28 protein-coding genes, 1 tRNA gene and 1 pseudogene are annotated in these 26,703 nt (G+C 61.8%); 17 read left to right on the forward strand and 13 right to left on the reverse strand.

What is annotated here, in order from left to right:
* The first annotated feature begins 8 nt into the window (after positions 1-8).
* The 5 genes from ACGYK7_RS14505 (at position 9) to ACGYK7_RS14525 (ending at position 4,062) form a co-directional block, all read left to right on the forward strand.
* Positions 9-914 (forward strand): ABC transporter permease, encoded by a 906-nt coding sequence (locus tag ACGYK7_RS14505; RefSeq protein WP_394403198.1) that lies wholly within the window; start codon positions 9-11, stop codon positions 912-914.
* Positions 911-1,747, forward strand: coding sequence for an ABC transporter ATP-binding protein (locus ACGYK7_RS14510; protein ID WP_394403200.1), 837 nt, complete (start codon positions 911-913; stop codon positions 1,745-1,747). Before ACGYK7_RS14505 ends, ACGYK7_RS14510 begins: the two co-directional genes overlap by 4 nt.
* On the forward strand, positions 1,744-2,499 hold the full coding sequence (locus ACGYK7_RS14515; protein WP_394403201.1) for an ABC transporter ATP-binding protein: 756 nt from the start codon (positions 1,744-1,746) through the stop codon (positions 2,497-2,499). Before ACGYK7_RS14510 ends, ACGYK7_RS14515 begins: the two co-directional genes overlap by 4 nt.
* Entirely contained in the window at positions 2,496-2,993 is a 498-nt protein-coding gene (locus ACGYK7_RS14520; RefSeq protein ID WP_394403203.1) for a GAF domain-containing protein, read from the forward strand. Before ACGYK7_RS14515 ends, ACGYK7_RS14520 begins: the two co-directional genes overlap by 4 nt.
* Positions 2,994-3,420: 427 nt before the next feature.
* A complete protein-coding gene (locus ACGYK7_RS14525; protein ID WP_394403204.1) occupies positions 3,421-4,062 on the forward strand; it encodes a 2-hydroxychromene-2-carboxylate isomerase in 642 nt (213 codons plus the stop codon).
* Positions 4,063-4,099: 37 nt separating this feature from the next.
* Here the strand turns inward: ACGYK7_RS14525 and ACGYK7_RS14530 are convergent.
* From ACGYK7_RS14530 to ACGYK7_RS14545, 4 genes are all read right to left on the reverse strand, one after another.
* Positions 4,100-4,176: transfer RNA gene (locus ACGYK7_RS14530), tRNA-Arg, on the reverse strand.
* Between the two features lie 77 nt (positions 4,177-4,253).
* Positions 4,254-5,639 (reverse strand): sensor histidine kinase, encoded by a 1,386-nt coding sequence (locus ACGYK7_RS14535; RefSeq protein WP_394403205.1) that lies wholly within the window; start codon positions 5,637-5,639, stop codon positions 4,254-4,256.
* A gap of 8 nt (positions 5,640-5,647) precedes the next feature.
* Positions 5,648-7,069: a dihydrolipoyl dehydrogenase family protein gene (locus ACGYK7_RS14540; RefSeq protein ID WP_394403206.1), complete on the reverse strand. Its 1,422-nt coding sequence runs from the start codon at positions 7,067-7,069 to the stop codon at positions 5,648-5,650.
* Complete coding sequence (locus ACGYK7_RS14545; RefSeq protein ID WP_394403208.1) at positions 7,066-7,800, reverse strand: TVP38/TMEM64 family protein; 735 nt, start codon at positions 7,798-7,800, stop codon at positions 7,066-7,068. Before ACGYK7_RS14545 ends, ACGYK7_RS14540 begins: the two co-directional genes overlap by 4 nt.
* Before the next feature lie 316 nt (positions 7,801-8,116).
* Here ACGYK7_RS14545 and rpmH point away from each other — a divergent pair, with 316 nt between their 5' ends.
* The 10 genes from rpmH (at position 8,117) to ACGYK7_RS14595 (ending at position 16,523) form a co-directional block, all read left to right on the forward strand.
* Positions 8,117-8,251 (forward strand): 50S ribosomal protein L34, encoded by a 135-nt coding sequence (gene rpmH, locus ACGYK7_RS14550; RefSeq protein ID WP_007118882.1) that lies wholly within the window; start codon positions 8,117-8,119, stop codon positions 8,249-8,251.
* 26 nt (positions 8,252-8,277) lie between these two features.
* Entirely contained in the window at positions 8,278-8,700 is a 423-nt protein-coding gene (gene rnpA, locus ACGYK7_RS14555) for a ribonuclease P protein component (RefSeq protein ID WP_394403210.1), read from the forward strand.
* Positions 8,697-8,918 carry a membrane protein insertion efficiency factor YidD gene (yidD, locus tag ACGYK7_RS14560; RefSeq protein ID WP_394403212.1) on the forward strand — a complete coding sequence of 74 codons (222 nt, stop codon included), beginning with the start codon at positions 8,697-8,699 and terminating at the stop codon, positions 8,916-8,918. Before rnpA ends, yidD begins: the two co-directional genes overlap by 4 nt.
* Positions 8,919-8,984: 66 nt before the next feature.
* Positions 8,985-9,854, forward strand: coding sequence for a tRNA 2-thiocytidine(32) synthetase TtcA (gene ttcA, locus ACGYK7_RS14565; protein ID WP_394403214.1), 870 nt, complete (start codon positions 8,985-8,987; stop codon positions 9,852-9,854).
* Between the two features lie 107 nt (positions 9,855-9,961).
* Positions 9,962-11,503, forward strand: coding sequence for a putative bifunctional diguanylate cyclase/phosphodiesterase (locus ACGYK7_RS14570; RefSeq protein WP_394403215.1), 1,542 nt, complete (start codon positions 9,962-9,964; stop codon positions 11,501-11,503).
* Between the two features lie 299 nt (positions 11,504-11,802).
* Positions 11,803-13,674 (forward strand): membrane protein insertase YidC, encoded by a 1,872-nt coding sequence (yidC, locus tag ACGYK7_RS14575; RefSeq protein WP_394403217.1) that lies wholly within the window; start codon positions 11,803-11,805, stop codon positions 13,672-13,674.
* Entirely contained in the window at positions 13,674-14,411 is a 738-nt protein-coding gene (locus ACGYK7_RS14580) for an MOSC domain-containing protein (RefSeq protein ID WP_394403218.1), read from the forward strand. The genes yidC and ACGYK7_RS14580 overlap by 1 nt, the downstream gene beginning before the upstream one ends.
* The gene (yihA, locus tag ACGYK7_RS14585; RefSeq protein ID WP_067263087.1) at positions 14,411-15,061 is read left to right on the forward strand and encodes a ribosome biogenesis GTP-binding protein YihA/YsxC; all 651 of its coding nucleotides are present in this window, start codon (positions 14,411-14,413) and stop codon (positions 15,059-15,061) included. Before ACGYK7_RS14580 ends, yihA begins: the two co-directional genes overlap by 1 nt.
* Positions 15,062-15,098: 37 nt before the next feature.
* Positions 15,099-15,962, forward strand: a complete 864-nt coding sequence (gene argB, locus ACGYK7_RS14590; protein WP_394403220.1) for an acetylglutamate kinase — start codon at positions 15,099-15,101, stop codon at positions 15,960-15,962.
* Between the two features lie 66 nt (positions 15,963-16,028).
* Positions 16,029-16,523 carry a SixA phosphatase family protein gene (locus ACGYK7_RS14595; RefSeq protein WP_394403222.1) on the forward strand — a complete coding sequence of 165 codons (495 nt, stop codon included), beginning with the start codon at positions 16,029-16,031 and terminating at the stop codon, positions 16,521-16,523.
* 63 nt (positions 16,524-16,586) lie between these two features.
* Here ACGYK7_RS14595 and ACGYK7_RS14600 read toward each other — a convergent pair whose 3' ends face one another.
* The 9 genes and pseudogenes from ACGYK7_RS14600 to ACGYK7_RS14640 form a co-directional block, all read right to left on the reverse strand.
* A complete protein-coding gene (locus ACGYK7_RS14600) occupies positions 16,587-17,354 on the reverse strand; it encodes an amino acid ABC transporter ATP-binding protein (RefSeq protein ID WP_394403224.1) in 768 nt (255 codons plus the stop codon).
* Between the two features lie 14 nt (positions 17,355-17,368).
* Positions 17,369-18,667, reverse strand: coding sequence for an amino acid ABC transporter permease (locus ACGYK7_RS14605; protein ID WP_394403226.1), 1,299 nt, complete (start codon positions 18,665-18,667; stop codon positions 17,369-17,371).
* 3 nt (positions 18,668-18,670) lie between these two features.
* On the reverse strand, positions 18,671-19,885 hold the full coding sequence (locus ACGYK7_RS14610; protein ID WP_394403227.1) for an amino acid ABC transporter permease: 1,215 nt from the start codon (positions 19,883-19,885) through the stop codon (positions 18,671-18,673).
* Between the two features lie 240 nt (positions 19,886-20,125).
* Positions 20,126-21,142 carry an amino acid ABC transporter substrate-binding protein gene (locus ACGYK7_RS14615; RefSeq protein ID WP_209218372.1) on the reverse strand — a complete coding sequence of 339 codons (1,017 nt, stop codon included), beginning with the start codon at positions 21,140-21,142 and terminating at the stop codon, positions 20,126-20,128.
* Between the two features lie 193 nt (positions 21,143-21,335).
* Complete coding sequence (locus ACGYK7_RS14620; protein WP_394403229.1) at positions 21,336-22,049, reverse strand: ATP12 family chaperone protein; 714 nt, start codon at positions 22,047-22,049, stop codon at positions 21,336-21,338.
* A complete protein-coding gene (locus ACGYK7_RS14625) occupies positions 22,046-22,729 on the reverse strand; it encodes an HAD-IA family hydrolase (RefSeq protein WP_394403231.1) in 684 nt (227 codons plus the stop codon). Before ACGYK7_RS14625 ends, ACGYK7_RS14620 begins: the two co-directional genes overlap by 4 nt.
* Positions 22,726-23,772 carry an RluA family pseudouridine synthase gene (locus ACGYK7_RS14630; protein WP_394403232.1) on the reverse strand — a complete coding sequence of 349 codons (1,047 nt, stop codon included), beginning with the start codon at positions 23,770-23,772 and terminating at the stop codon, positions 22,726-22,728. The genes ACGYK7_RS14625 and ACGYK7_RS14630 overlap by 4 nt, the downstream gene beginning before the upstream one ends.
* Positions 23,769-24,122 (reverse strand): fluoride efflux transporter CrcB, encoded by a 354-nt coding sequence (gene crcB, locus ACGYK7_RS14635; protein ID WP_394403233.1) that lies wholly within the window; start codon positions 24,120-24,122, stop codon positions 23,769-23,771. Before crcB ends, ACGYK7_RS14630 begins: the two co-directional genes overlap by 4 nt.
* Positions 24,123-24,153: 31 nt before the next feature.
* Positions 24,154-24,714: pseudogene (locus ACGYK7_RS14640) on the reverse strand (replication-associated recombination protein A); the annotation flags it as partial.
* Positions 24,715-25,048: 334 nt separating this feature from the next.
* Between ACGYK7_RS14640 and ACGYK7_RS14645 the strand changes: the two are divergent.
* Positions 25,049-25,546: a hypothetical protein gene (locus tag ACGYK7_RS14645; RefSeq protein ID WP_394403234.1), complete on the forward strand. Its 498-nt coding sequence runs from the start codon at positions 25,049-25,051 to the stop codon at positions 25,544-25,546.
* A gap of 154 nt (positions 25,547-25,700) precedes the next feature.
* Positions 25,701-26,369, forward strand: a complete 669-nt coding sequence (locus tag ACGYK7_RS14650) for a hypothetical protein (protein ID WP_394403235.1) — start codon at positions 25,701-25,703, stop codon at positions 26,367-26,369.
* The last annotated feature ends 334 nt before the right edge of the window (positions 26,370-26,703 follow it).

The following is a 26,703-nucleotide window of genomic DNA, read 5'->3' on the forward strand; positions in this document are numbered from 1 at the left end:
AGGCCGTCATGACCACTGCAAGAAACTGGCTTTTGGACGACTCCCCCGCCTCGAAACTGCAGGCGAACATGGGCAACGCCTATCGCATGATGCTGCAATTGCTGCGCAATCCGCTGGCGGTGGTGGGGGCGCTGATCCTGTTGATGCTGATACTGGCCGCGCTGTTTGCGCCTTGGATCGCGCCGCAGAACCCGCTGGGGCAGAACCTCGACGCTCGGCTGCTGCCACCTTCGGCGGCGCATTGGATGGGCACGGATGAACTGGGGCGCGACATCTTCAGCCGCGTGATCTATGGCGCGCGGATCACCCTGATGATCGTTGCCTTGGTCGCCGTGATTGCCGCCCCTCTGGGGCTGCTGATCGGCGCGATCTCGGGTTATTTCGGCGGCTGGACCGACAAAATCCTGATGGGGGTGACGGATGTCTTCCTGTCGATGCCCAAGCTGATCCTCGCACTGGCCTTCGTCGCAGCCCTCGGCCCGGGGATTGAGAATGCCATCATCGCCATCGCCATCACCTCTTGGCCCGCCTATGCGCGGATCGCCCGGGCCGAGACGCTGACCTTCCGCAATTCCGAGTTCATCTCGGCCATGCGCCTGCTCGGCGCGTCGCACGGGCGGATCATCACGCGGCACGTGCTGCCGCTGTGCACCTCGTCGATGATCGTCCGCGTGACGCTCGATATGGCGGGGATCATCCTGACCGCCGCGGGCCTTGGCTTTCTGGGCCTCGGCGCGCAGCCGCCGCTGCCAGAATGGGGCGCGATGATCTCGCGCGGGCGGGCCTTTATCTTGGATCAATGGTGGGTCGCGACGATGCCCGGTTTTGCGATCATCCTCGTCTCGCTCGGCTTTTGCTTTCTGGGCGACGGGCTGCGCGACGTGCTCGACCCCAAACAAGGAGGGAAGTCATGACCGCGCCCCTGCTGGAACTTAAAAACCTCTCCGTCAGCTTCCCCACCCCCAAGGGCCGGGTCGAGGTGGTCAAGGGCCTGTCCTTCACCCTCGGTCGCGAACGGCTCGGCATCGTCGGCGAAAGCGGCTCGGGCAAATCCATGACCGGGCGCGCCGTCCTGCGGCTCGTCCGCCATCCGGGGCGGCAGCAGGCCGATGTGATGCGCTTCGACGGGATCGATCTGCAAAGCCAGTCGGAACGGCAGATGCGCCAGCTGCGCGGGGCGCGGATCTCGATGATCATGCAGGATCCGAAATTCTCGCTGAACCCGGTGATGACCGTCGGCGCACAGATCGCCGAGGCGCTGCTGACCCACGAACGCCTTGCCCGGCGCGATGTAAAGACGCGGGTGATCGAGATGTTGGAATCGGTGCGGATCAACGCGCCCGAGCGGGTGGTCGACCTCTACCCACATGAGGTATCGGGCGGCATGGGCCAGCGGATCATGATCGCCATGATGCTGATCCCCCGCCCCGATCTGCTGATCGCGGATGAGCCGACCTCGGCGCTGGATGTCAGCGTGCAGGCTCAAGTGCTCGACCTCATCGACGAGTTGGTGCGCGACCACGGCATGGGGCTGATCCTGATCTCCCATGACCTCAACCTCGTTGCGCGCTATTGCGACCGGATCCTCGTGATGCACGCTGGTCAGGTGGTGGAAAGCTGCGCCGCCGCCGATCTGCACAAAGCCAGCCATCCCTATACCAAGGGCCTTTTGGCCTCGGTTCCGAAAATGGAAGAGACGCGCGATGAACTGCCCGTCCTCGACCGCAGCGCATGGAGCGGCACATGAGCGCGATTACACTCAAGAACCTCGACATCTCTTATGGGCAAACCAAGGTGGTCAGCGGGGTGAACATTGACGTGGCCGAAGGCGAGAGCTTTGCGCTGGTGGGCGAAAGCGGCTCGGGCAAGTCTACGGTGCTCAAGGCCATCGCGGGGTTGGCCCCCGATTGGACCGGCGAGATTTCCGTGCTCGGCCAGCCGCGCGGCCACAGGGTCGACCGCGCCTTTGCCGGCCAGTGCCAGATGGTGTTTCAAGACCCCTATGCCTCTCTCCATCCGCGCAAGACGGTGGACGGCGTGCTCTCCGAGCCGCTGATGATCCACGGGCTCGGCAACCGCAGCGCCCGCGTGGTGGAGATGTTGCAGGCCGTCGGCCTCGATAAACGTTTCCGCTTCCGCTTTCCGCATCAGCTCTCCGGCGGCCAGCGGCAACGTGTCGCCATCGCCCGCGCGCTGATGCTGGAACCCAAGGTAATGTTGCTGGATGAGCCGACCTCGGCGCTGGATGTCTCGGTTCAGGCGGAAATCCTCAATCTGTTGAAACGGCTGCGCCGCGAACAGGGGCTGACCTATCTGATGGTCACCCACAACCTGCCGGTGGTCAGCTTCATGTGCGACCGGATGGCGGTGATGAACAAAGGCCGGGTGGTTGAGATCGCCCCGGCCAGCGCGCTGCATGACGGCAGCTTTACCGATCCCTATACCCAAGCCCTCTACGCCGCCTCGGGCGGCAATCCAGACCGCAAGGAAGCCCCATGACCGATACCACCGACGCAATGCAACGCTTTCAGACAGCGCTTGAGCAGGCGACCACCGAAACACAGGCCTTCGACGCGCTCTGCGCGCTGACCAAGGCCACCGTGGGGGCCAAACTCTTTACCGTGATGACAGCGGATATGGATGCGATGCTGGCGCGGCGGGTCTATACCGACGACGCCGAGAATTACCCAACCTCCGGCACCAAAGAGATCACCATCGACACCTGGTTCGAGCAGGTCCACGGGCGGCAGGAGTGCTTTGTCGCCAACACCTTGGCCGATATCGACGCGGTCTTTCCCGATGCCGAACTGATTGGACGTTTGGGCTGCGCCTCGGTCGTGAACCTGCCGATCATCATCGGCGGCAAGATGGTCGCCACGGTCAACATTCTGCACGAGGAGGGCTACTACACCCCCGCCCGGGTGGAACAGGCCAAAGCGCTGCTGACCCTGCCCGCCATCGCCACCATGGCCGTGGTGCGGCAAATGGGCTGACGCCCGGAACCGCCGTGCGAAAGAAGGCGGTCGCAGAAATGCGGCGGCCTTTTTGACTTGCGGCCCCGGCCAAAGGCCGCCACCATCCCCGCCAAGACGGAACCCATCGGGCAGAGATAAGGTTAACCTTATGAACATGCCCTAGGAGGAATGGCTCATGTGGACTTACCAACTCTTGATCCTGATCATGGCCGCGGCGGCGGCAGTGGCATTCATGGCCAAGCAGCGCCCCCAGCCTCGGAAGGTCCGCGCAATCGCGCCCCGGCCCCGGGCGAACAGATTGCATAACCGCCGGTATTGAGGCGTCATCGCGGCTAGAAGCATCCTGTTGCGACCACACCCGCGATCCCACCCTCGGCTTTCGCCCCCGTCCTTGTCTAACCCCCGGTTTCCGCCATGATGCTGGCGCAACCGGAGGGAGCCGACCTTGGACACCATTGAATATTTCTATTCCGCCCATTCTGCCTATGCCTATCTGGGGCATCGCAAACTCTTGGAAATCTGCGCGACCCGCGGCGCACGGCTGGTGCATCGCCCGTTTGACCTGACCCCCGTGATCGCCTCAGGCCGTGTGAGCCACTTTCGCGGTTTCACGCCGCACTACATCGACTATTTCTTTGGCCGAGAGATCGAGCGTTGGGCGCAGTATCGCGGGCTGGAAATTCTCAATCACCGCCCGACCCACCACGACAGCCCGCTTAACCTTGCAAACGGCTTTCTGATCGCCGCCGTTCAGGCCGGGCGGGATGTCGACGCGCTTTCCTTTGCGGTTCTTCAGGCCCATTGGCGCGATGATATCGATCTCGCGAATCCCGAGCATCTGCGCCGCGCGTGTGCGGGAATCGATCCCGGCTGTGACAGGTTGATCGCACAGGCGATGGAGGAGGATGTCCAAGCGATCCACACCCAGAACACGGAAGAGGCAATCGCCCGCGGCATCTTTGGTTCACCCAGCTATTTTCTGAATGGCGACATGTATTACGGCCAAGATCATCTGGAGCTGATGGACCACGCCTTTGACCAGCCCTACCGCGAGAGGGGTTTTTACAACCCGCCGCGAGACGGGTGAGACGCTCTAAAAGCGCCGTGCTTTCAATTTTGTGAAGTGGCGGACCGAGGAGGATTCGAACCCCCGACCCCCTGATTCGTAGTCAGGTACTCTATCCAGCTGAGCTATCGGTCCACTGAGCGGGGGTTTAGTCTTAGCCCCGGGGAGTTGCAAGCCCTCGTTTCGAGGAAATGCAATTTTCTTCAAAAAACCTACAGGGCGCCGTCCCCCTTGGGCAGTGTTATGTCGAAAACCGTGCCTTCCGGCCCGCTGTTGCGCAGCGCGAGGCTGCCGCCGTGGCCGCGCACCAGTTCGGAAGCGATCACCAACCCCAAGCCAGACCCGCCCTTGCGCGCCCCGCCCTGAAAGGCGGTGAAGAGATGCTCCCGCGCCTTGGGCGGCAAGCCGGGGCCGGTATCGCTGACGGTGATGCACCACGCCTCGCCCATATCCTCGGCCCGCAGATAGACTTCGCCCGGCTTGCCGGTGGCGGTGATCGCCTGCCGGGCGTTGCGCATGAGATTGGCCAGCACGCGGTACATTTGTTCAGGATCCGCACGCACGGTGAGATTCGCCGGAATATCAGCGGCAAAGCGCACGATGCTTTCGGGATCGGCAAGGCGCTCGCCCTCTATCACCTCTTCCACCAGTTCTTCGAGCGGCATGAGCGTCAGCGTCGGCCCCGGCTCTTCGGCCTTGCCGAAAGCCAGCGTCGATTCGCATAGGTGCACCGCCCGGGTGATCGAGCCTACGAGTTTGGGGGCCATGCGTTTCACGGTCGGGTCTTCTGACATTTCGATCCGGTCGGTAAACAGCTGCGCAGAGGCGAGGATGTTGCGCAGATCATGGCTGATCTTGCTAACGGCGCTGCCCAATTGGGCCAAACGCTCTTTCTGTTTAAGCGCCTGCGTGAGGTCGGTTTGCAGCTTCTGAAGCGCCTCTTCGGCCTCGCGCAATTCGGTCACGCTAGCGGAAGGCTCGATGATCCGCCGCGCATCTTCGGGCGCCGCGGCATAGCGCTGCATATGTCCCGCCACCCGTTTGATCGGTTTCAGCAGCAAGGCCCGCATGGCAAAGAACAAAAGCACCGCCGTGATGACCGAGATCACCGCCGAGAGGATAAGGATCCGAATTCCATAGTCGATCATGGCGACACGCATGGGCGCTGTCTCCATCGTGACCTCGATCAACAGCCCCGCTTCGCGCACCGGCGCGCCGATCACGCGGACCACCTCGTTCCCCGGGCGGAACAGCCGCAGCATCGCATCGCGGATCAAGACCGTCGCCGAGGCATTGCGCAGATCATAGGTCTGCGACACCATGCGCGGCATGGGAGAGGCCAGCACCAGTTGCCGCGCCTCATCCCGCCGCAGCACCACGTTGAAGACCTCGGCGTTGCGCAGCAACTCCTCTTCCAACTCCGGGTCAAGCATGTCGTCGGCCAAAAGCGCCAGCGAGGCAATTTGCGCCCGCTCCAGCCGCGTCAGCATATATTCCTCGCGGAACCGCGCGATGGAGGGGACAAAGATCAGCACTTCGGCCAGCATCACAAAGATGGTGGTGAGGATCAGCAGGCGGCCAGAAAGCGAGTGGATCATGGGCGATCTCAGGGCAAGAGGCGCTGCACGGCGCGCACCACCGTTTTGACCAGAGCGCTGTCGAACAGGCGCGGGCTGAAATAGGCTCCTGCCGCGCGTTTGTTAATTTCCGAGATTGTGGGGTAAGGGGCAACCATGGCGGCAATCTGGCTCATCTTCATCTTATTGACCAGCGCAAGCGACCACAGGGTGATCAATTCGCCCGCCTGATGGCCGACGATGCTGGCCCCCACCGGGCGGCCCTTGACCACCATGACTTTGATGAACCCTTTGGTCTGACGCTCGGCAATCGCGCGGTCGTTATGGGTGTAGTGGAACCGCACAACCTCCAGCTTGCCGCCATGCTCTTCGCGCGCCTGCGCTTCGGTCAGCCCCACCTGCGCCAGTTCCGGCGCGGCATAGGTGACCCATGGAATATGGTGCAGTTTCGTCTTGCTCGGCAGGCCAAAAAGGATCGAGCGGATCACCACCCCGGCGTGATAGCCCGCCACATGGGTAAATTGCAGCCCGCCCGCCACATCGCCAATGGCATAGACCCGCCGGTTGCTGCTGCGCAGGCTATCGTCGACCTTGATGCCTGCCTTGGTGGTCTCCACCCCGGCCTTATCCAGATCAAGCCGGTCGATGTTGCTCTTGCGCCCCACGGCCATCAGCAGATGCGAGCCCTTGATCACGCGGCCATCCTTGGTCTCGACCGTGATCGCCCCAGCAGTACCGCTGACCTTGGCCGCATCACTGCCTTCCTCGAAAACCACCCCCTCGTCCCGCATGGTCTGCAACACCACCTCGGACAGCTCGGGGTCATCCTTGCCAAGCGCGCGGCTGCCTTCGATCACGGTCACCTTGCAGCCCATCCGCACATGGGCCTGCGCCATCTCGATGCCGATGGGGCCGCCCCCGATGATGATCAGATGCTCGGGCTTTTCGCGCAGGTCGAACAGGGTCTCATTCGTCTCATAGGGGACATCCTCCAGCCCCGGAATGGGCGGCACCAGAGGAGAGGAGCCGGTGGCGACGACGATGCGCCGCGCGGTGATGATGGTATCGCCCGCCTGCACCTCTTTATCGGAAATGAATCGCCCGTATTCGCGGATCACCCGTACGCCCAAGCCCTCGAACCGCTCAACCGAATCGACCGGCGCGATTTGCGAGATGACATCGGCCACGTGATCCTTGGCGGCGGCGTAATCCACCACACCGGCGGCATTCGCGACCCCATATTGCGCGCTGTGTTGCTGGGCATAGGCGGTCTTGCCGGTCTTGATCAGCGCCTTAGAGGGCACGCAGCCATAGTTCAGACAATCGCCGCCCATCTTATGCCCTTCGAGCAGGGTCACATCCGCGCCCATCTGCACGGCCCCCGCCGCCACCGACAACCCGCCAGAGCCTGCGCCGATAATCAGAACGTCGGTCTTGATACGGTCGGTCATTTCAGCAAATCCTTCTTGCCGGTAAATGTCTTGATCGCCATGGGCAGCAGCGACAGCACGCAGAGGCCCAGAATGGGCAACAGAATATGCGGCGCGAAAATAATCCCAAGGTCGGGCGTCTCACCCCGGGCGAAAACCGCACCTAGCCCCGCGCCCACAGAGGTAAAGACCAACGCCCCCGGCATGATTCCGAAAAACGTCGAGATCACGAAGCGAAACAGCGGCACGCCGAGAAAGGCAGGCAGCAGATTTGCGACAAAGAACGGCACCACCGGCACCAGCCGGATAAAAAAGAGCATCGACCACTGGTTGTCGTCGATCCCCGCCTTGATCTTGCGCACCATCCCTTCGGAGGCATCCATCCGCTCTTTCAACCGGGCACCAAGGCCCCATTGCGCGGCCAAAAAGATCACCACCGCGCCCAAGGTCGCAGCACTGACGTTATAAAGCGCGCCCGGAAACAGCCCAAAAAGGAAACCGCCCGTCAAAGTGGCCACCGTGGCCCCCGGCAGGGAAAAGGCCACAATCACCACGTAGGCGGCGACAAAGACCAGCGCAGTCAGCAGGTAATTGCTATCGCGAAAGGCGATCAGCGCCTCGCGGTTGTCGCGCAGCGCGTCGAAGCTCAGGTAATCGCGCAGGGTAAAAGCCCCGATGACCGCGATAACGGCGATCACCGCAAGGGGCAGATAGCGCATCAGCGCGGGTTTGCTTTGGTCGTTGCGGCTCATCATCACACTTCCTTGGGCCTACATCAGACCAATTTCGCTTTCCTCAATGATGGCGTGAAGCGGGGTGCGGGAACAGGCTCCTCACGCGCGCTTGATGGGACTTGTGCGGGAAAGGGTAATTTTGCAAAGTTAAGGGGTGAACTGAAACAATTCCGCCCCCGCCAACCGGCATTTTGTTGCAAAGCGCGGTTTTTCCCTGTCAGAGGGTTTGACTTGCGCGTCCCGCCGCATTAGAGGACGGGCTTGAATTGACGCTGGCCGCGGTGGAACCTTCAAGTGATTCCGTGCCCAGCCAGCTTTAGATGGAGACGGAGCGATGAAACGCACCTTTCAACCCTCGAACCTCGTGCGCAAGCGGCGCCATGGTTTCCGCGCGCGCATGGCCACCAAAGCCGGCCGTAAGATCATCAACGCACGCCGCGCACAGGGCCGGAAATCGCTGAGCGCATAAGCGCCCTCGATCTTCGGAACCAGAATATGACACCGCCGGAGGCACCCTTGAATGGCATTTGCGCCACGAAGGGGAACCCTGCCCCGGCGGTTTCTCTGCGTCTGGAGACCCTGACCAAACGGGCGGACTTCCAACGCGCCAGCCGCGCCAAACGCGTGGCCACCCCCGGCTTCATCCTGCAAATGCGCCCCCGCCGGAAGGATGAGCCCAGCGCGGCGCCCATTCGCGTGGGGTTCACCTGCTCCAAGAAGGTCGGCAATGCCGTGGCCCGCAACCGCGCCAAGCGCCGCCTGCGCGAGATCGCGCGGCTCACCCTGCCGCAGGCCGGACGCGCGGGCATGGACTATGTCTTTGTCGGACGGCGCGAGGCGACAGCCACCCTGCCCTTCGACCAATTGCTTGTCGATCTGGCCCGCGCGCTGGATATCCTGCACGGGGTGCGAAAATGACTCCCCTGGCCGCGCTTCTTGCCCTGCCGGTGCGCGGCTACCGGCTGATCTTCAGCCCATGGGTCGGGCATAATTGCCGCTATCAGCCCACCTGCAGCGCCTATGCGCTGGAAGCCTTGCAAAAACACGGCGGGCTGCGGGGCGGATGGCTGGCTGCCCGCCGGATCGCGCGCTGCCACCCTTGGGGGCAAAGCGGGATCGACAACGTTCCCGAGTAGCGCCGCGCTTGCGGCAAAGGGGCAAAATGCCCTAGGTGAAGCCAAGCTGATAGTGAGAGACCGACGATGCTGGACGAAACCGACGAGATTCACCCCCTCTTTGCCGGTGCACCACAAAGTACCGAGTTCAAGAAACTGCGCAAACGCATCGTCCGCATGACCCGCGAGGCGATCGATCAATACGGCATGGTCGAGCCGACGGCCCAAGACGCGCCCAAGCCCAAATGGCTGGTCTGCCTGTCGGGCGGCAAGGACAGCTATACCCTGCTGGCGGTTCTGCATGAACTGCAATGGCGCGGCCTGCTGCCGGTCAAGCTTTTGGCCTGCAACCTCGACCAAGGCCAGCCGAATTTCCCGGCGACCGTGCTGCCGGAATTCCTTGAAAAGATGGGCGTGCCGCATCGCATCGAATATCAAGACACCTATTCGATCGTGATGGACAAGATCCCCGCCGGGCGCACCTTCTGCGCGCTTTGCTCCCGCCTGCGCCGGGGCAATCTCTATCGGATCGCGCGGGAGGAAGGCTGCTCTGCCGTGGTGCTGGGGCATCACCGGGATGACATCCTCGAAACCTTCTTCATGAACCTTTTTCACGGCGGACGACTGGCGACCATGCCGCCCAAGTTGGTTAACGAAGAGGGGGATCTTTTCGTCTACCGCCCCCTTGCCCATGTTGCGGAAAGCGATTGCGAGCGTTTTGCCACAGCCATGAACTACCCGATCATTCCCTGCGACCTTTGCGGCTCGCAGGACGGGCTTCAACGCCAGCAAGTGAAAGCGATTCTCGACGGTTGGGAGGCCAACAGCCCCGGTCGTCGGCAGGTCATGTTCCGCGCGCTGATGAACGCCCGCCCCTCGCATCTGCTGGATCCCAAGCTTTTCGATTTCGCCGGGCTCATGCGGAACGTTGAGAGTACAGAGCAAGAACAATTTTAGATAATAATCCGCAAAAAAGCGGGTTCTGTTAACCCACAGCACACCCTAAAGGCGATATCCCTCCCCCGTCAGCGCAGGCATTGCGCGCATTGGGAAGGGATATCGCGATGGCATTTCACCGGCTTTCCGGGCTCACGCATCTGCGCCAGTCACTCGCCGCGGTGCTCAGCGGGCAGGCCGCTTTGGCCTTTCTCCCCGCGCTGATGCTGCTGGCCTTTTGGATCGGCGGCGAAATGGCTCTGATCGCCGCCTCCGCCGCGCTGCCGCTTCTTTTTCTTGCCGGGCAGCGCTTTGGCGGAGATTCTCAGCCCCTCCAAGATGCGCGCGGCGGCATCCTACAGCGCAGCGCTTTTGAGGAGCTGGCAGAACAGGTTTTTCAAACCGCCCAATCGCGGGGGCGCTTGTCGGCCACATGTTTCATTGCGCTCGAAGGGCTTGACCAAATCGTCGAACGCCTCGGCCAGACCGCTGCCGATAGGGTCATAAGGCAAAGCGGCGAACGATTGCAGGGCGCCCTGCGCGATGATGATCTCATCGGCAAGGTGGGAGAGGCGCGGTTCGCCATCTGCACGGCCCCGGTGCGTCAGCTTGATCTTGAGCTTTGCATTCAACTGGCCGGGCGCTTGCAAGCGGCCTTGGAAGAGCCGTTTTCGGTGGATGGGGTTACGATCTATCTCTCGGCCTCCGTCGGCTTTTGCCTTAATACCCGCGCCCCAAAGGGGGATGCCGCCGCATGGCTTGCCGCCGCCGCCACCGCCCTGCGCAGCGCGCAGCGGCGCGGCCCCTCCTCCATTCGCGCCTTTTCCGACCAGATGCGCCGCGAAACAGAAACCCGCGCCGAACTGCGCGAAGAGGTCGCGCAGGCATTGGACAGCGGCCAAATACAACCCTGGTTTCAGCCGCAAATCTCAACCGACACGGGCCAGATCACCGGCTTTGAAGCCTTGGCGCGCTGGAACCATCCGGTACAGGGCATGATCCCCCCTTCGGATTTCCTGCCCGCCGTCGAAGAGGCCGGTCTGCTGGAGCGTTTGGCCGAAGTCATGATGTACCACGCCTTTGCCGCCCTCAAAGCCTGGGATGGGTCCGGCACTGTGGTGCCCCAGATCGGGGTGAATTTCGCCGGGGGCGAGCTTGCCAACCCCCGGCTCATCGACAAAATCACATGGGAACTGGACCGGTTCGACCTGTCCCCCGACCGGCTCGCGATCGAAGTGCTGGAAACCGTCGTCGCCTCAACCGCCGGCGATGTGATCACCCGCAATATCACCGCCCTACGCAAGCTCGGGTGCCGTATCGATCTTGACGATTTCGGCACAGGCCATGCCTCCATCGCGTCCATTCGCCGCTTTTCCGTCAACCGGATCAAGATCGACCGTTCTTTCGTCATGAGGGCAGATCGCGACCCCGACCAGCAGCGCATGATCAGCGCCATTCTCACCATGGCCGAGCGACTGGGCGTTGAGACCCTTGCCGAAGGGGTGGAAACAGTGGGGGAGCATGTCTTGCTCGCCCAACTCGGCTGTGACCATGTGCAGGGATTCGGCATCGCCCGCCCCATGCCCTTTGAGCAAACACTCGATTGGATCGCCCGCCACAACGCGAAACTGCAAGACGTGCCGCGCATCATGAACGGGCGTGCCACCTAGGCGGCGTGCGCTTAGCACGGGCCGGGGCAGTAAGCTGCAGAAGTGGCAGCTGCCCGTCGCGCCCAGAGCAAACAAGAACACCGCATCGCGAAGCGCCGCAAAACTCTCGGCCCCCCGCCCCGCTCAAAGCTGGGGCCACCGCTCCCCCGCAACCGCCCCCGGCGAAACTCCGCAAAACCCATGCCAGATGGACCAAAACCACCCTGCATCCCCCTTGGTCTCGCCCGATTCCACTTGACCTTTGGCCCCGCACTCTGTTGAACCCCCGTGATATTCAAAGACATCAGGTGGCGGTCCCCATGGACGAACAGAACAAGAATCTCATCCTTGCCACGGCGCTCAGCTTTGCCGTCATCCTCGTGTGGTTCCTTCTGTTCCCGCCCCCTGAAGCCGACCCTGCACTGGAACCCGGCAGCGAGGTAAGCCAAACCGTCGAGGGCACCTCCGTCCCCGCCTCCACCGCCGATACCGCTGCCGCCCCCGGCACGGAAGAGGGCGAAGGCGCCGCCCCCGAAGGCCGCCGCGCGGCGCTGGCGGCAGCGCCCCGCGTGGCAATCGCGACCGACAAGGTCAGCGGCTCCATCTCGCTCATGGGCGGGCGGATCGACGATCTGAAACTCAACGATTACCAAACCACGCTCGACGCGGATGCCGAAATCGTGACCCTGCTCTCCCCCGAAGGGTCGAGCGATGCCTATTACGCGCTGCACGGTTGGGCCGCAGGTTCGGGCCTCGCCCCCGATGCCGTGCCGGGTGTCGATACGCTTTGGACCCTGAGCGAGGGCGAAACACTGGGCGTCGACAGCCCCGTGACCCTTACTTGGGACAATGGCGCCGGGCAGGTCTTTACCCGCACCATTTCGGTCGATGACCAATATATGTTCGACATCACCCAGAGCGTGACCAACAACGGCGAAGGCGCGGTGAACGTGGCCCCCTTCGGCATGATCGCGCAGCACGGGCTGCCCGAAGACCTGAAAAGCTTCTTCATCCTGCATGAGGGCGCCGTGGCCATGGCCAATGGTGAACTTGCCGAAGTCGATTGGGACGATATCGCCGAAGCCGATGTGAACAGCACCTGGGGCCGCCCCGCCGTGGTCACGGAAGGCGTCACCGAGGGCTGGGTCGGCTTTACCGATCACTATTGGCAGGCGGTGCTGATCCCCGACGCGGGCGAAACCTTTGAACAGGCGCTCACCTATGACCCGCGCGCGGACACCTACCGCGCCTTTACCCGCCAGCCGACCCGCTCGGTCGCGGCAGGCGAAAGCGTGAGCACCTCCAGTAAGTTTTTCGCCGGGGCAAAGGAATGGGAAACCCTTCAGGATTACCAGTCCTCCGGTGTTGCCAAATTCATCGACAGCATCGACTGGGGCTGGTTCTTCTTCCTGACCAAACCGATTTTCTGGCTGCTGCACGAGCTGAACAAGCTTATCGGCAACATGGGTATCGCGATCATCGGCCTGACGCTGCTGATCAAGGCTGTCCTCTTCCCGCTGGCCTATAAATCCTACGTCTCCATGGCGCGGATGAAAGAGCTTCAGCCCGAGATGGAAAAGCTGAAGAAAGAAGCGGGCGACGACCGGCAGAAGATGCAGCAGGGCATGATGGAGCTCTATAAGAAGAACAAGGTGAACCCTGCGGCGGGCTGCCTGCCGATCCTGCTGCAAATCCCGATCTTCTTCTCGCTCTACAAGGTGATTTTCGTCACGATCGAGCTGCGCCACGCGCCCTTCTTTGGCCCGTTCCAAGACCTCAGCGCGCCCGATCCGACCTCGATCATGAACCTCTGGGGCCTCTTGCCCTATGCCGCGCCCGAGCCGGGTTCGATGCTGGCGCTGATCTTCATCGGCATCCTGCCGCTGCTCTTGGGTATCTCCATGTTCCTGCAGCAAAAGCTGAACCCGGCGCCCACCGACCCGACACAGCAAATGATCTTTGCATGGATGCCTTGGGTCTTCATGTTCATGCTGGGCGGTTTCGCGAGCGGCTTGGTGGTGTACTGGATCGCCAACAACACGATCACCTTCACCCAGCAATATCTGATCATGCGCAGCCAAGGGTACAAACCTGACCTTTGGGGCAATATCAAAGGCGGCTTCAAACGCACGCCCAAGAGCGCTGCCGCCAATGCGGATGCCAAGCCCAAATCGGGCAAGTCGAAAAAGTGATGCAGGTCACCGCGCTCAACCGGCATCCGCTCAAGGCCCATGGCCGCGAGACGGTTGAGCGTGTGACCCTGCGCGCCGGGCAATCCATGCCCTATGACCGGCTCTGGGCCGTGGCCCATGACGCCTCCAAAGCCGCGCCCGGAGACTGGGCGCGGTGTCTGAATTTCACCCGGGGGGCGTCTTCGCCGCAGTTGCAGGCGATCACAGCCAAGCTGGATGAGACGACCGAGATGCTCAGCCTGCGCCACCCGACGCGCGGGGAAATCACCTTTCACCCGGACCGCGAACAGGCGGCTTTCCTCGACTGGGTGCGCCCGCTCGTGACCGAAGGCCGCGCCGCTCCGGTGGATATCCTGCGTCTCGATGGCCGTGGCTATACCGACAGCGCGGAACCGACGCTGTCGCTCAACAGCCTCACCTCCCATCGCGCGGTCGAGGAATTGGCAGCTGCGCCGCTGCAAACCGCCCGCTGGCGCGGCAATATCTGGTTTGGCGGCGCCGCCCCTTGGGCCGAGTTCGACTGGCTCGGGGGCGATTTGAAAATTGGTCAAGCACGGCTGCATGTGTCCAAACGCATCACCCGTTGCCTGGCCACCACCGTAAACACCGATACCGGCGCGCGCGACGTCGACACGCTTGCCGCGCTCGACCAATTGGGTCACCGGGATTTCGGTGTTACCCTGACCGTCACCACCGGCGGAGAAATCGCCGTGGGCGACGAACTGGAGCTGATCTGATGCAAGTGAACTACACCATCGCCGAAGAGCCCGACGCGCCGAGCGCCGAGAAAGGCCGGATGCTTTTCGCCGGTGAGACGACATTCGTCAAAGGCGTGGTGGCGATGGATGGGCTGCCGCCCCCCGACCGGATGGAGGTCTGCTTTGCCGGGCGCTCCAACGTCGGCAAATCGACGTTGATCAACGCGCTGACCGGGATGAAGGCGCTGGCGCGGGCGTCGAACACGCCGGGCCGCACCCAAGAGATCAACTTTTTCACCGCCGGGGAAGAGCATTACCTCGTCGACCTGCCGGGCTATGGCTATGCTAATGCGCCGCTGCCGGTGGTCGAGAAATGGCAGCGCCTGCTGAAACAATACCTTTCGGGCCGCCAGACCCTGCGCCGCGCCTTCGTGCTGATCGACGCGCGCCATGGGGTGAAGAAGGTCGATGATGAGATCATGTCCCTGCTCGACAGTTCCGCCGTCACCTTTCAGGTCGTGCTGACCAAGGCCGATAAGGTCAAAGAGGCCGAGCGCGCGAAGATTCTGTCGCAGGTGAAAGACGCGCTAAGCAAACACCCCGCCGCCTACCCGGAGATTGTCGTGACATCTTCGGAAAAGGGCTGGGGCATCCCCACTCTGCGTGCCATCATCGCCACGCTGGTATAGCACCTCCTGCCGCTATCGGCTTCCCATGGGTCAACAGATGAGAACGCAAGACATGAACCGCGACTGGATCGCCACCGCCCAAACCCTCAGCCAAGCTCTGCCCTTTTTGCAACGCTACGCCGATGCCACCGTGGTCATCAAACTAGGCGGCCATGCGATGGGCAGCGACGAGGCGATGGACGAATTCGCCCGCGATGTCGCGCTGATGCGGCAGGTGGGGGTGAACCCGGTGATCGTCCATGGCGGCGGGCCGATGATCAACGACATGCTGGCGCGGCTGAACATCAAGTCCGAATTCGTGAACGGCAAACGGGTGACCGATGCCGCGACCATGGAAGTGGTCGAGATGGTGCTTTCAGGTCTCGTCAACGCGCGGATCGTGCAGGCCATCTCAGAGCAAGGTGGCCGCGCGGTCGGTGTCTCGGGCAAGGACAGCGGCCTGATCGTTTGCGACCCCGAAGACCCCGTTCTGGGCCTCGTGGGCAACCCGACACAGGTCAACCCGCGCATCCTGCGGGACTTTGCCGACAAGGGCATCATTCCCGTCATCGCGCCGCTCGGCATGGGCCGCGGGGGGGAGACCTATAACATCAACGGCGACACCGCCGCTGGCGCCATCGCAGGCGCGCTGAAGGCCGACCGCCTGCTGCTGCTGACGGATGTGGCGGGCGTCAAGGACGGCAAGGGGGAGGTTGTGACCGACCTGACCGCGAGCCAGATCAACGAGATGATCGCCGATGGCACCATTGCGGGCGGGATGATTCCCAAGGTGCAAACCGCGCTCGATGCGCTCGAAGGCGGTGTGCGGGCGGCGGTCATCCTCGACGGGCGCGCACCCAATGCCTGCCTGCTGGAGCTTTTCACCGAACACGGCGCGGGCAGCATCATTCGCAAGGGCTAGGTCCAAAGCGCTTGCCCCCTGCCCCTGCTTCGCGCCTATGATGGGCCAAGCCGTGAGAGGAGTGACATGCGCCGCCTGATCCTGATGCGACACGCGAAATCGGACTGGTCCCATGGGACCAGCGATCACGACCGCCCCCTCAACGCCCGCGGGCGTGGGGCGGCCCAAGCCCTTGGCAATTGGCTGCGCGCAGAGGCGTTGCTGCCCGATGCGGCGCTCTGCTCGACCGCGGCCCGTACCCGTGAAACCTGCGCCCGCTTGGCGCTGCCTGAGGGCTGTCGGGTTGAGCATCTGCGCGAACTCTACCTCGCCGAGCCTGATCAGATCATCACCACCCTGCGCCAGCGCGGCACAGGCGACACCCTGTTGCTGGTGGCACATAACCCCGGCATCGCCGCAGCCGCCGCAGGGCTGTTGCAGCACCCACCCGAACAGGAAGCCTTTGACCGCTACCCTTCGGGCGCGACGACGGTGATGAATTTCGCGGTTGAAAGCTGGGCCGATGTGGCCCCCGGCAGCGGCCTGCTGCACGCCTTCACCGTCCCCAAGCAACTGGTTTGAAACGCAAACGCCCCGACCGAATGGCCGGGGCGTCTGTTTTAGCTTGATCCGTTTTTTCGCGGCTCAGTGCCCGAGGATCTGGCTCAGGAACAACTGGGTGCGCGGGCTTTGCGGGTTGTTGAAGAAGGCCTCAGGCTCGTTCTGCTCGACGATCTGGCCCTCATCCATGAAGATCACGCGGTTCGCCACCTGACGGGCAAAGCCCATCTCGTGGGTCACGCAGAGCATGGTCATGCCCTCTTCGGCAAGCTCGATCATCGTGTCGAGCACCTCCTTGATCATCTCGGGGTCGAGGGCCGATGTCGGCTCATCGAAGAGCATGACCCGCGGGCGCATGCAGAGCGAGCGGGCAATCGCCACACGCTGCTGCTGACCGCCTGAAAGCTGGCCGGGATACTTATTGGCCTGATCGGGGATCTTCACCTTTTCAAGGAAATGCATCGCCGTTTCCTCGGCTTCCTTCTTGGGCGTCTTGCGCACCCAGATCGGCGCCAGCGTGCAGTTCTCAAGGATCGTCAGATGCGGGAAGAGGTTGAAGTGCTGGAAGCACATGCCGACCTCGGAGCGGATCTTGTCGATGTTCTTGAGGTCCGAGCTGAGCAGCGTGCCGTCGACCTCGATGGTGCCCTTCTGATGCTCTTCGAGCGCGTTGATACAGCGGATCAGCGTCGACTTGCCCGAGCCCGAAGGCCCGCAGATCACGATCCGCTCGCCCCGGTGCACGGTCAGGTCGATGTCGCGCAGCACGTGGAAGGCCCCGTACCACTTGTTCATGTTTTCGATGCGGATCGCGACTTCGTCGGATACTTTCATTTGTGCGGTCTCAGCCATGCGAGAACCCTCCCTTAACGATGGTCAGTCGCAAGACGGCGTTCCAGCCACTGCGAGTATTGAGAAATGCCGTAGCAGACGATGAAGAACAGCACGGAAGCAAAGAGGAAAAGCTCCCAGTAGACGCCGTTCCAGTCGGTCGAGGCGAGGATCGGGCCGCGGATCATGCCGATGATGTCAAACAGCGAGATCACCGAGACCAGCGTGGTGTCCTTGAACAGGCCCACCGCGATGTTGACGATGCCCGGGATCGAGATCTTCAACGCCTGTGGCAGGATGATCAGCCGCATCGCCTGCGGATAGTCGAGGCCAAGGCTGTCTGCAGCCTCGTACTGGCCCTTGGGCAGTGCGGCGAGGCCACCCCGGATCACCTCTGCGATATAGGCCGAGGAGAACATGGTGATCATGATCACCACGCGGATGAAGAGGTCAACGCCCGAACCCGGCGGGAAGAAATACGCCAGCATCACGTTCGCCACGAAGAGCAGCGTGATCAGCGGCACGCCGCGGACGAATTCGATGAAGACCACGCAGATGCCCTTGACGATCGGCAGATGCGACTGACGCCCAAGCGCCAGCGCGATGCCGATGGGCAGCGACAGCGACACGCAGGTGATGCCCAGCATCATGTTGAGCATGAAGCCACCAAGGTCACGGCTGGGGATCGCTTGCAGCAGCGGCGATGCGGGGCGCAGCGCCTCCCCAATGAAGCCACCGACATACCAGACGATCACCGCCGCGACGACGCCGCCGGCCAGCGCCATGGCGAAGCTTTTCTGCACCAGACGGCTATAGACGACATAGCCCGCCACGACGCCCAAAAGTGCGAAGATCGGCCCCCAGATCGGCCCGCCCCAGATCAGCCAGAAGGCAAGGAACGGGTAGACGCCGGTGAACAGCAGCAGCTTGCGCGGCAGGTCGATGAACAGCACGGGTGCGACGGCCAAGAACAGCAGCACCAGCGCGACGGTGGGACGCCAGTATTGGTCGCTGGGATATTTGAAGCCAAAGAGCAATTGATGCCAGCGCTCGCTCAGCACCGAGAAGCAAGCCCCGGTCGTGCCATCCAAAATCTCGCGACATTCCGACAGGCTGCTTGCCGACCAGACGCCATTCAACAGCCACGGCAGAGAGCCGGACAGCAGCAGATAGAGGAAATAGAGCGCCACAATGGTCAGGATCGCATTCGCCCATGTCGGGAAAAGATTGTCCTTCACCCATTTCAGCGGGCCGCCGACCTTATCCGGCGGGGCCGCCGGCGGCAGCGAGGTTTCACGCACGAAAGCGATGGATTCAGCATGTGTGTCTGACATGGCTTAACGCTCCTTCAGCTTCGTTGCGTTGTTGTAGACGTTCATCACCATGGAGATGCCCAGCGAGATGACGAGGTAGAAGAGCATCAGAAGAACGACGCATTCGATCGCCCGTCCGGTCTGGTTCAGGGTGATCCCGCCCAGCGTCGCGGTGATGTCGGCATAGCCCACAAGGATCGCCAGCGAGGAGTTCTTGGTGATGTTGAGGTAGTTCGAAATGAGCGGCGGGATGATCACCCGCAGCGCCTGCGGCAGCACCACGAGGTTCATGATCCGGCCCGACCGCAGGCCCAAGGCAGCGGCGGCCTCGGACTGGCCCTTGCTGACCGCCTGAATGCCCGCGCGGACGTTCTCGGCGATGAAGGCACCGGTGTAGATCGACAGAGCGAACCACAGCGCGATCAGCGGCGCGCCGATTTGGATGCCGCCACGGAAGTTGAAGCCTTTGAGCGCGGGGTAGTCGAGCCCGATCGGCATGCCCATGATGAAGAACATGATGATCGTCGGCAGCAAAAGGATCGCGACCGAAGGCCAAAGCATCGGCAGCAGGCGCCCTGTGTCATAGAGCAGTTTCGTCGCATAGCGGCGGTAGGCGAAAACGCCGATCACCGAGGCCACGAAAGTCGCCACCACAATCATCGACCCCGGCCCCCAGACCGGCCCGGGAATATAGACGCCCCGGTTGGTGAAGGCGAAAGAGCCCAGCATCATGGTCGAGGCCGGATCATCGCCCCGGAAGGCCGAGGGCGCGGGCATCGCGGCGGTCATGATGGTGTAGATGATCAGGATCCAGATCAGCACCGGAATGTTGCGGAAAATCTCGACGTAGCCCGCCATCAGCTTGCGCACGAGCCAGTTGTTCGACAGGCGCAGCACCCCGGCGATGACGCCAAAGATCGTCGCGGTGACACAGGCAAGGAAGGACACCAGCAGCGTGTTGATGATCCCGACCCAAGCCGCCTGAAGGTTCGACGATCGGCTGGTATAGGGGATCAGCGTCTGGTTGATGTCATAGCCCGCCGGATTGCCGAGGAACTGGAAAGAGATGTTCAACCCGGCAGCGCGCAGGTTCGCGGCAAGGTTCGATCCCAGATACCAGATCGCCGTGACCAGCAGCGCCAGCGCAATCACCTGAAAGGTGATCGACCGATAGCGGGTGTCGCTCAACAGCATAGATGGCCGGAACGACGCCTTGGGAGGGTCGGAGAATGTCGTCATGTATGTATCCCTGTGTTCCGGCTCTTTTTTTCTGGTGCATTTGGCGCACCTTGGCCGAATCATTTTTGGTCGTAGATCGATTTATCTCGATCGTGGGTTTTTATTGTCTCGTTGGGGTTTCGTCAGTCGTTTTGGACCGTTCTTCTTTTCAGTCGGGAGTTTTCGTAGGCCAGAGGCAAGCAGCCCCACCGGCCAGAGGCGCAAGGGGCGCGGGAATTCCCGCGCCCCTCGCTTCGCGATTTAGCGGAAGGGCGGTGCGTAGAGCAGGCCACCGTCTGTCCACTGGGCGTTCAGCCCGCGTGCCAGACCGATCGGGGTCTCTTCGCCGATGTTCTTGGCAAAGATCTCACCGTAGTTGCCTTCGGCCATGATGGCGCGCTTGGCCCAGTCGGCGTCGAGGCCGATCATCTCACCCAATGTGCCCTCGGTGCCCAAGAGGCGGGCGACTTCGGGGTTGTTGGTGTTGCCGGTCATCTCTTCGATGTTGGCCGAGGTGATGCCCAGTTCTTCGGCAGCGATCAGCGCGTTCAGCACCCAACGGGTGATGTCGCCCCAGTCGTTGTCGCCGTGACGGACCAGCGGGCCCAGCGGCTCTTTCGAGATGATCTCGGGCAGCAGTACGTGCTCATCGGGGTTCTCGAAGGTCGCGCGTGTCGCGGCAAGGCCGGAGGCGTCGGTGGTGTAGGTGTCGCAGGCACCGGCAAGGTACTGCTGCTGGCCTTCGGCGTTGGTTTCAACGGGCACCGGCTCGTAGCTGATGTTGTTCTTGCGGAAGAAGTCCGCGAGGTTCAGCTCGGTCGTGGTGCCGGTCTGGATGCAGACGGTCGCGCCGTCCAGATCCTTGGCCGAGGAAACGCCAAGCGCTTTCGGCACCATGAAGCCCTGACCGTCGTAGTAGTTCACGCCGATGAAGTCGAACTTCAGGTCGGTGTCGCGGCTGAAGGTCCATGTGGTGTTGCGTGCGAGGAAGTCGATCTCGCCCGAGGCCAGCGCGGTGAAGCGGGTCTTGCCGGTTGTCGGCACGAATTCCACGGCGTTCTTGTCGCCCAGAACGGCGGCAGCAACGGCACGGCACACGGCCACGTCGAAACCTTCCCATTCGCCGTTGGCGTTCGGCGCGGCAAAGCCAGCAAGGCCGGTGGTCACGCCACAGTTCAGCTTGCCGCGCGCCTTGACGTCATCAAGCGTGGCGGCACCAGCAGCACCGGCCGCAAGGCCAGCAACGGTCAGCGCGCCAAAAATTACGGTTTTTTTCATTTTTACCTCTTCCTGATAGTCCGCCACGTTCACTGGCGGTTAATCCGACGCCAGATGACGCCGAAAGCGATCTTGTGCAGAGTTCCCCCTGCTCAATGAACAGCAGTGTGGGCGGATTCAGGTTTGAAGGTCAAGGGCACGATGGGCAAAATCAGGGCGGGTTTTCACATCGCGGCGCAAAGCTTTTATCAAGTTAAGCAGCTTTGCAAAGCACAATTATTGCACATGCATGTAAAAACGCCTGCCGCTTGATTTCGGCCTCTTGCTCGGCCAGGTCATCGCGGCCCCATTGCTCGGCCTGCCATGTCTCATCCAGCCGCGACAGGGCCCAAATCTCCTCGGGGTCAAAGGCCTGTTCCAACACGGCAAAGCCAAGGATCAGCGAGCCGGTGAGGCTCACAAGGTCATGAAAAGCCGCCAGTTCAAAGGCATCCAGCGTGGCCGTCCGCCGGTGCAACTCGGCCAGGGCTTCGGGCGCTTGCGGCTCGTGCATGATGCCCTCCCGCGTCTCTAACCGCGCGCCAAGGATTTGCGCGGCCCAGTCCAGCATCGGATCCCACTCAGCCGCTTGCCGGGCGACCAAACCTTCGGGGCTGTCGGCGCGGTAGCACAGAAGATCGCTGTCGCCATAGGCCGCGAGCATCCCGACGACCTCGGCCTTTTGCACGGCCACCTTGTCGATCGCGGCGTTGGCGGTCTTGGTCACCGGCATGGTGCGTGGGTCGATCTGTTTTTCCTGCGCCTGCCATTCGGCGGCCACGGCCTCGGCCATGGTGCGGGTGGGCAGGGTCAGCGGGCGCTTGGCCGGGGTTTTCACCCGGCGGCCATCCAATTCGACGGTGAAACCGTCTTCGACCGCGACCACGGCGGCGTCTTTCCAAAAGCGTTTGGCTTTCCAATCACTCATGCGGGAATGCTCCAGATTTGTTCCAGCAGGGCGGGCAGCGCCGCGAAATCCTCGACCAGATGCGCGGCGGCAGCCAGCCGGTCCGGGCCGTGATAGCCCCATTTGACGCCGATCCCGGTCACCCCGGCAGCGGCGGCCATGTCCATGTCGAAAGAGGTATCGCCGATCATCACCGTCGCCTCAGGCCCCACCCCGGCATCGGCCATCGCCTGATGGATCATCGACGGATGCGGCTTGGAGGGATGAAAATCCGCCACCTGCTGCGTGATGAAAAGCCCCTCCAGCCCGTGACCGGCGATCAGCTTGTCCAGCCCGCGTTTCGACTTGCCCGTGGCGACGCCCAACAGCACCTCCGGCTCTGCGTGAAGACGCCGCAACGTCTCCAACGCGCCGGGGTAAAGCGGCGAGGATTGCGCCACCCCCGCCTCGGCCCGCAGGGTCATATAGGCAGCCTTATAGGCTTCAACCATCGCAAGGTGATCCTCCGCCGGGCGCGTGGGGGCCAGTACCGTCATCGCCACGTCCAGCGACAGGCCGACGATCGACAGGATCTCGGCCCGCGTTGGCGCGGGTGCCTCCACAGCCGCAAAGGCCGCCGTCATCGCCGCGACGATATCGCCTTGGCTGTCGACCAGCGTGCCGTCGACGTCAAAGATCACCAAACGGAGCGGTTTGCTCATTGCAGCGACTCGAAGGGGTCTTCGTCGGCCAAATCCTCGGTCCAGCCGAAGGTGTCCCAGCTATGGGCCATGTGGTCGGGCAGTTCGGCGGTGATCGTCACCACCTTGCGCGTATGCGGATGTTCGAAACGCATCATCCGCGCGTGCAGGTGGAGCTTCTTCGAGATGATCCCGCCCAGTTGCGCGCCCCAGCCGTCGCCGAGGTTCTCCTGCCCCGAGCCGCCGTATTTGCCGTCGCCGACAATAGGATGCCCGATCTCTGCCATATGGGCGCGCAGCTGGTGAGTGCGGCCGGTGACCGGCTCCATCGCCACCCAGGAGGCACGTGAGCCGACGCGGAACAGCGTAGCGTAAAGCGTATGCGCACGTTTTGCGCCCGGCGTGTCGTCCATGTCGCGCGGGTGCACGGCGATCATCTTCTCGCCCTCGCCCTTGCGGCCATGGCCGCCCGCCTTGACCAGACCGTATTTGATCTCGCCCAGATAGGGCGTCGGCACGCCGGCGACGATGGCCCAGTAGATTTTGCGGGTCTCGCGGTGTCGCATCGCCGCCGTCAGCGCCTTGGCCGCCGCGCGGGTCCGGGCCAGCAGCAGCACGCCCGATGTGTCGCGGTCAAGCCGGTGCACGAGGCGCGGCTTTTCCTCGGCGTCGAAGGTCAGCGCCTCGGACAACGCGTCGACATGGCGGTCCGCCTGCCCCGAACCGCCCTGCACCGCCAGACCGGCGGGCTTGTTGAGCGCAATGACATGATCGTCGCGGTAGATCACGCAGTTGCGGATCATCTTGGCATCCGCTTCGGTGATGCGGGTGCGCTTGGGCGGCGGCGGCGGGGCGCTGTCGGGCAGCGGCGGCACGCGCACCTGCTGGCCGACTTCGAGGCGGGTGTTCGCCTTCACCCGCCCCCCATCGACGCGGATTTCGCCCTTGCGGCACATCTTCTCGATGAGGCCCTGATTGATCTGCGGAAACATCCGCTTGAACCAGCGGTCGAGCCGCTGGTCGCCATCGCCCTCGGCGACGGTCACTGTCTGTACGCGGCTCATGCCAATACCTCTCGGGCCAACCAGAGGCCCAGCAAACAGGCGGCCAGTGACAAGATCACCGAGGCCCCCACATATGAAAGTGCGATCCCTGACCGGCCCTCTTCGAGCAACCGCAGGGTATCGAGTGAAAACGCCGAAAAGGTCGTGAAACCGCCCAGAAGCCCGGTCATCAGGAAGGGCAGCAGCAGCGCCTTTTCGGCGAACGTGACCCAGACCAGCCCGATGGCGAGCGAGCCTGCGACATTGACCGCGAGCGTGCCCAGCGGAAAGCCGACGGCCAGACCGACAAGGTAGCGCAGACACGCGCCCAGAGCGCCGCCGAGCGCCACCATGATCAGTGTTTTCATCATCGACACCCCATCGCGCCTGCGCGGCCCGGAGTCAAGTTTTCCGCTTGGCGCGCAGCCCGGCAAAGTAATCCTGCCGCTTTTTCAACTCCCGCTCGAAACCGCGCTCGACCGGCTCGTAGAGGCTGGGCCGCGCCATCGCGTCGGGAAAGTAGTTCTGGCCTGAGAACCCGTCCTCGGCGTCATGGTCATAGGCATAGCCCGAACCGTAGCCCTGTTCCTTCATCAGCTTGGTCGGCGCGTTCAGGATATGTTTCGGCGGCGGCTCCGACCCGGTGCTGCGCGCCAAGCGCCGCGCGTCCTTGTAGGCCTTGTAGACGGCGTTGGATTTCGGGGCGAGGCAGATATAGGTCAGCGCCTGCGCGATGGCCAACTCCCCCTCCGGGCTGCCGAGGCGCTCATAAGTCTCCCATGCCTGCAGGCAGAAGGCCTGTGCCTGCGGATCGGCGAGGCCCACATCCTCCACCGCCATGCGTGTAATCCGCCGCATCAGGTAGCGCGGGTCTTCGCCGCCCTCCAGCATTCGCCCCAACCAGTAAAGCGCCGCGTCCGGGTCCGAGCCGCGCATGGATTTATGCAGCGCCTTCATCTTATTTAACTGAATTTTCTACCCGGTGAGTGAGTGAGTGAGTGGAAACCCTAAGAAAATACCGGGTTCAGCGCATCCTAAGGCTCTGATCTCAGCGCTTACCTCGTTGGGTATTGTTTTTTTCTTCCCAGTCGCAAACTGTCAGATAAAGCCCGACCACAGCTCAATCGGCAATGTTTCATTTTCTACCCAAGGCTTTGGGATCAGGCGACCAAAGCTTGGGTATTTTTCGCAGGCTACCTTAGTTGGCTGTTAAACCTGCTCCAATATATGGCGTGCAATGGAAAATTTTCACCACCTTTACACATTGGCCGGCCTCGCCACATCTCAGTTTGGGTTCATGGCGGCCTTCATCGGATTTACGATTTCTGCTGGCCGGACCTTCGACCATTTCGAGAGGCATTTCACACGCACCTTAGCGATTATCGCGATCGTTTTTCTCTTCGCCTGCCTGGTCCCAAGCGCTATGGCTGACGCTTACCCACGTGTATTCCTGAAGGTCTCGATGGGTATTTTCTTCCTTGCTGGGGTGGTGGCCGCAACCTTGGCTGCGATCGATCTCATTAAGTCGTGGAAGGGAGAAGAGAATGATCCGTCTTGGTGGCACGCAGTGGGATGGCTGTTTGGGATCATGACGTTTGTCTTTCTCTTTCTCGGCTATGCAAAATCCGGAAAAAGCTGGCGCCTTTTACAAACTGGCCGCCACTACATTATTCGGGGTGGCTGTATGGTGTTTCATTGCAATCGTGTTTCGCAGATTTTTTCGCTGAAAGAAGGGCGAAGGGTCGCGAACATTCTGCGGTTTTACCGCAACTACGTGCTGCCGCGCGGGAAGTGAAAGGAGGCGCAAACGCCGGCGATGCGCCTGAAGCTTGCGAAAGGCATCATTTATGAACGGGATCTGTTTCATTTCAGGCGCTATCTGGGAGAAGTAACTTCCGAAATGAAGCATATGCTTGACGGCAAGAAGTGACTGAGGCCATTCCTCCGGAATGTTGCACAGATACTATCAAACTCTCTCTCGGATCGGTTCAGCGCTGGCAGCTATGAGTGCGCTGACTTGGTTTCTTTGGCCATTCGGTGAGGTTTGGGAGTTCAGTCCGGAGCCGCTTTCTGCATTTCTGGTGGCTTTCGGTTTCTGGATATTCACCGAGTTCAAGCTTAGTGAGGAAGTGACCTATCGAGCATCGACACCCAACGACATCCGGTTGGGTGCTCAGATAACTGCTTATGGGGCATCAACTTTTCGAAAGCTATTGAAAGATCACGACTATCAACGCGGAATCCCTCCGCGCTATCTGAGCGAAGCCGATGCTTTGATCTACGAGTTCGATCAGGGAACTGCTCATTTTCAGGACAAGCGAGTTCAGAAGAACTTTTCAGATTTCATCATTAAGCTGAACACCTTCTCAAATTACTTAGGCACGCATTCCAGCCCTGAACGATTTGGTGCATCGTATTTGCAGTCAATCATTCCAGCCAATCAGTTCGATGGATGGAACATTTCTGATCGACATAAGGACGAGATCAATGAGACGAATAGGCTCGCGACTGAGGCCTGGAAGAGCATGAAGATCCTCCTCGCGGACATAAAAGATCGCATCCCAGAAACATTCGATGATCCGATCGAAGGACGCTGGTTCAGAAGCACTGAGGAGTGATCTAATACCTCACGGACCGCAGATGCCAAGCTTAGAACTTCGAAGTCCTTCCGTTCGGGCCATTCCAAGGAAAGAAGGTCAAAGCATACACCTTCCTTAGGAGCGCGCCGTGAGAGGCTCTTCGAATCTCCGAGCTCCCTGCCTGGAAGCAGCCCACCTATCCCAAAATCACGCGCTGTGTCGGAAGGCATTGGGTTCCGCGCCGATCCAGCTCGCGGTAGATCGCCTCCTGCTCACTGGAAAGGGAAATTACATCAGGTCCGAGCAAACGACACAAATAACCGGTAGGCTTGTCAGCTAATGTTTCCGCCGTCAAAGGCCCAGTCATGCAGCG

The sequence above is a fragment of the Sulfitobacter sp. 1A15299 genome, assembly GCF_043556915.1.
Lineage (GTDB): Bacteria > Pseudomonadota > Alphaproteobacteria > Rhodobacterales > Rhodobacteraceae > Sulfitobacter.

What these genes read in the sequence shown, in the direction of transcription:
- ACGYK7_RS14505 (WP_394403198.1), top strand. Translation starts at nt 9, where the DNA reads ATGACCACTGCAAGAAACTGGCTTTTGGACGACTCCCCCGCCTCGAAA.
- ACGYK7_RS14510 (WP_394403200.1), top strand. Translation starts at nt 911, where the DNA reads ATGACCGCGCCCCTGCTGGAACTTAAAAACCTCTCCGTCAGCTTCCCC.
- ACGYK7_RS14515 (WP_394403201.1), top strand. Translation starts at nt 1,744, where the DNA reads ATGAGCGCGATTACACTCAAGAACCTCGACATCTCTTATGGGCAAACC.
- ACGYK7_RS14520 (WP_394403203.1), top strand. Translation starts at nt 2,496, where the DNA reads ATGACCGATACCACCGACGCAATGCAACGCTTTCAGACAGCGCTTGAG.
- ACGYK7_RS14535 (WP_394403205.1), bottom strand. Translation starts at nt 5,639, where the DNA reads ATGATCCACTCGCTTTCTGGCCGCCTGCTGATCCTCACCACCATCTTT.
- ACGYK7_RS14540 (WP_394403206.1), bottom strand. Translation starts at nt 7,069, where the DNA reads ATGACCGACCGTATCAAGACCGACGTTCTGATTATCGGCGCAGGCTCT.
- ACGYK7_RS14545 (WP_394403208.1), bottom strand. Translation starts at nt 7,800, where the DNA reads ATGAGCCGCAACGACCAAAGCAAACCCGCGCTGATGCGCTATCTGCCC.
- rpmH (WP_007118882.1), top strand. Translation starts at nt 8,117, where the DNA reads ATGAAACGCACCTTTCAACCCTCGAACCTCGTGCGCAAGCGGCGCCAT.
- rnpA (WP_394403210.1), top strand. Translation starts at nt 8,278, where the DNA reads ATGACACCGCCGGAGGCACCCTTGAATGGCATTTGCGCCACGAAGGGG.
- yidD (WP_394403212.1), top strand. Translation starts at nt 8,697, where the DNA reads ATGACTCCCCTGGCCGCGCTTCTTGCCCTGCCGGTGCGCGGCTACCGG.
- ttcA (WP_394403214.1), top strand. Translation starts at nt 8,985, where the DNA reads ATGCTGGACGAAACCGACGAGATTCACCCCCTCTTTGCCGGTGCACCA.
- ACGYK7_RS14570 (WP_394403215.1), top strand. Translation starts at nt 9,962, where the DNA reads ATGGCATTTCACCGGCTTTCCGGGCTCACGCATCTGCGCCAGTCACTC.
- yidC (WP_394403217.1), top strand. Translation starts at nt 11,803, where the DNA reads ATGGACGAACAGAACAAGAATCTCATCCTTGCCACGGCGCTCAGCTTT.
- ACGYK7_RS14580 (WP_394403218.1), top strand. Translation starts at nt 13,674, where the DNA reads ATGCAGGTCACCGCGCTCAACCGGCATCCGCTCAAGGCCCATGGCCGC.
- yihA (WP_067263087.1), top strand. Translation starts at nt 14,411, where the DNA reads ATGCAAGTGAACTACACCATCGCCGAAGAGCCCGACGCGCCGAGCGCC.
- argB (WP_394403220.1), top strand. Translation starts at nt 15,099, where the DNA reads ATGAGAACGCAAGACATGAACCGCGACTGGATCGCCACCGCCCAAACC.
- ACGYK7_RS14595 (WP_394403222.1), top strand. Translation starts at nt 16,029, where the DNA reads ATGCGCCGCCTGATCCTGATGCGACACGCGAAATCGGACTGGTCCCAT.
- ACGYK7_RS14600 (WP_394403224.1), bottom strand. Translation starts at nt 17,354, where the DNA reads ATGGCTGAGACCGCACAAATGAAAGTATCCGACGAAGTCGCGATCCGC.
- ACGYK7_RS14605 (WP_394403226.1), bottom strand. Translation starts at nt 18,667, where the DNA reads ATGTCAGACACACATGCTGAATCCATCGCTTTCGTGCGTGAAACCTCG.
- ACGYK7_RS14610 (WP_394403227.1), bottom strand. Translation starts at nt 19,885, where the DNA reads ATGACGACATTCTCCGACCCTCCCAAGGCGTCGTTCCGGCCATCTATG.
- ACGYK7_RS14615 (WP_209218372.1), bottom strand. Translation starts at nt 21,142, where the DNA reads ATGAAAAAAACCGTAATTTTTGGCGCGCTGACCGTTGCTGGCCTTGCG.
- ACGYK7_RS14620 (WP_394403229.1), bottom strand. Translation starts at nt 22,049, where the DNA reads ATGAGTGATTGGAAAGCCAAACGCTTTTGGAAAGACGCCGCCGTGGTC.
- ACGYK7_RS14625 (WP_394403231.1), bottom strand. Translation starts at nt 22,729, where the DNA reads ATGAGCAAACCGCTCCGTTTGGTGATCTTTGACGTCGACGGCACGCTG.
- ACGYK7_RS14630 (WP_394403232.1), bottom strand. Translation starts at nt 23,772, where the DNA reads ATGAGCCGCGTACAGACAGTGACCGTCGCCGAGGGCGATGGCGACCAG.
- crcB (WP_394403233.1), bottom strand. Translation starts at nt 24,122, where the DNA reads ATGATGAAAACACTGATCATGGTGGCGCTCGGCGGCGCTCTGGGCGCG.
- ACGYK7_RS14645 (WP_394403234.1), top strand. Translation starts at nt 25,049, where the DNA reads ATGGCGGCCTTCATCGGATTTACGATTTCTGCTGGCCGGACCTTCGAC.
- ACGYK7_RS14650 (WP_394403235.1), top strand. Translation starts at nt 25,701, where the DNA reads ATGTTGCACAGATACTATCAAACTCTCTCTCGGATCGGTTCAGCGCTG.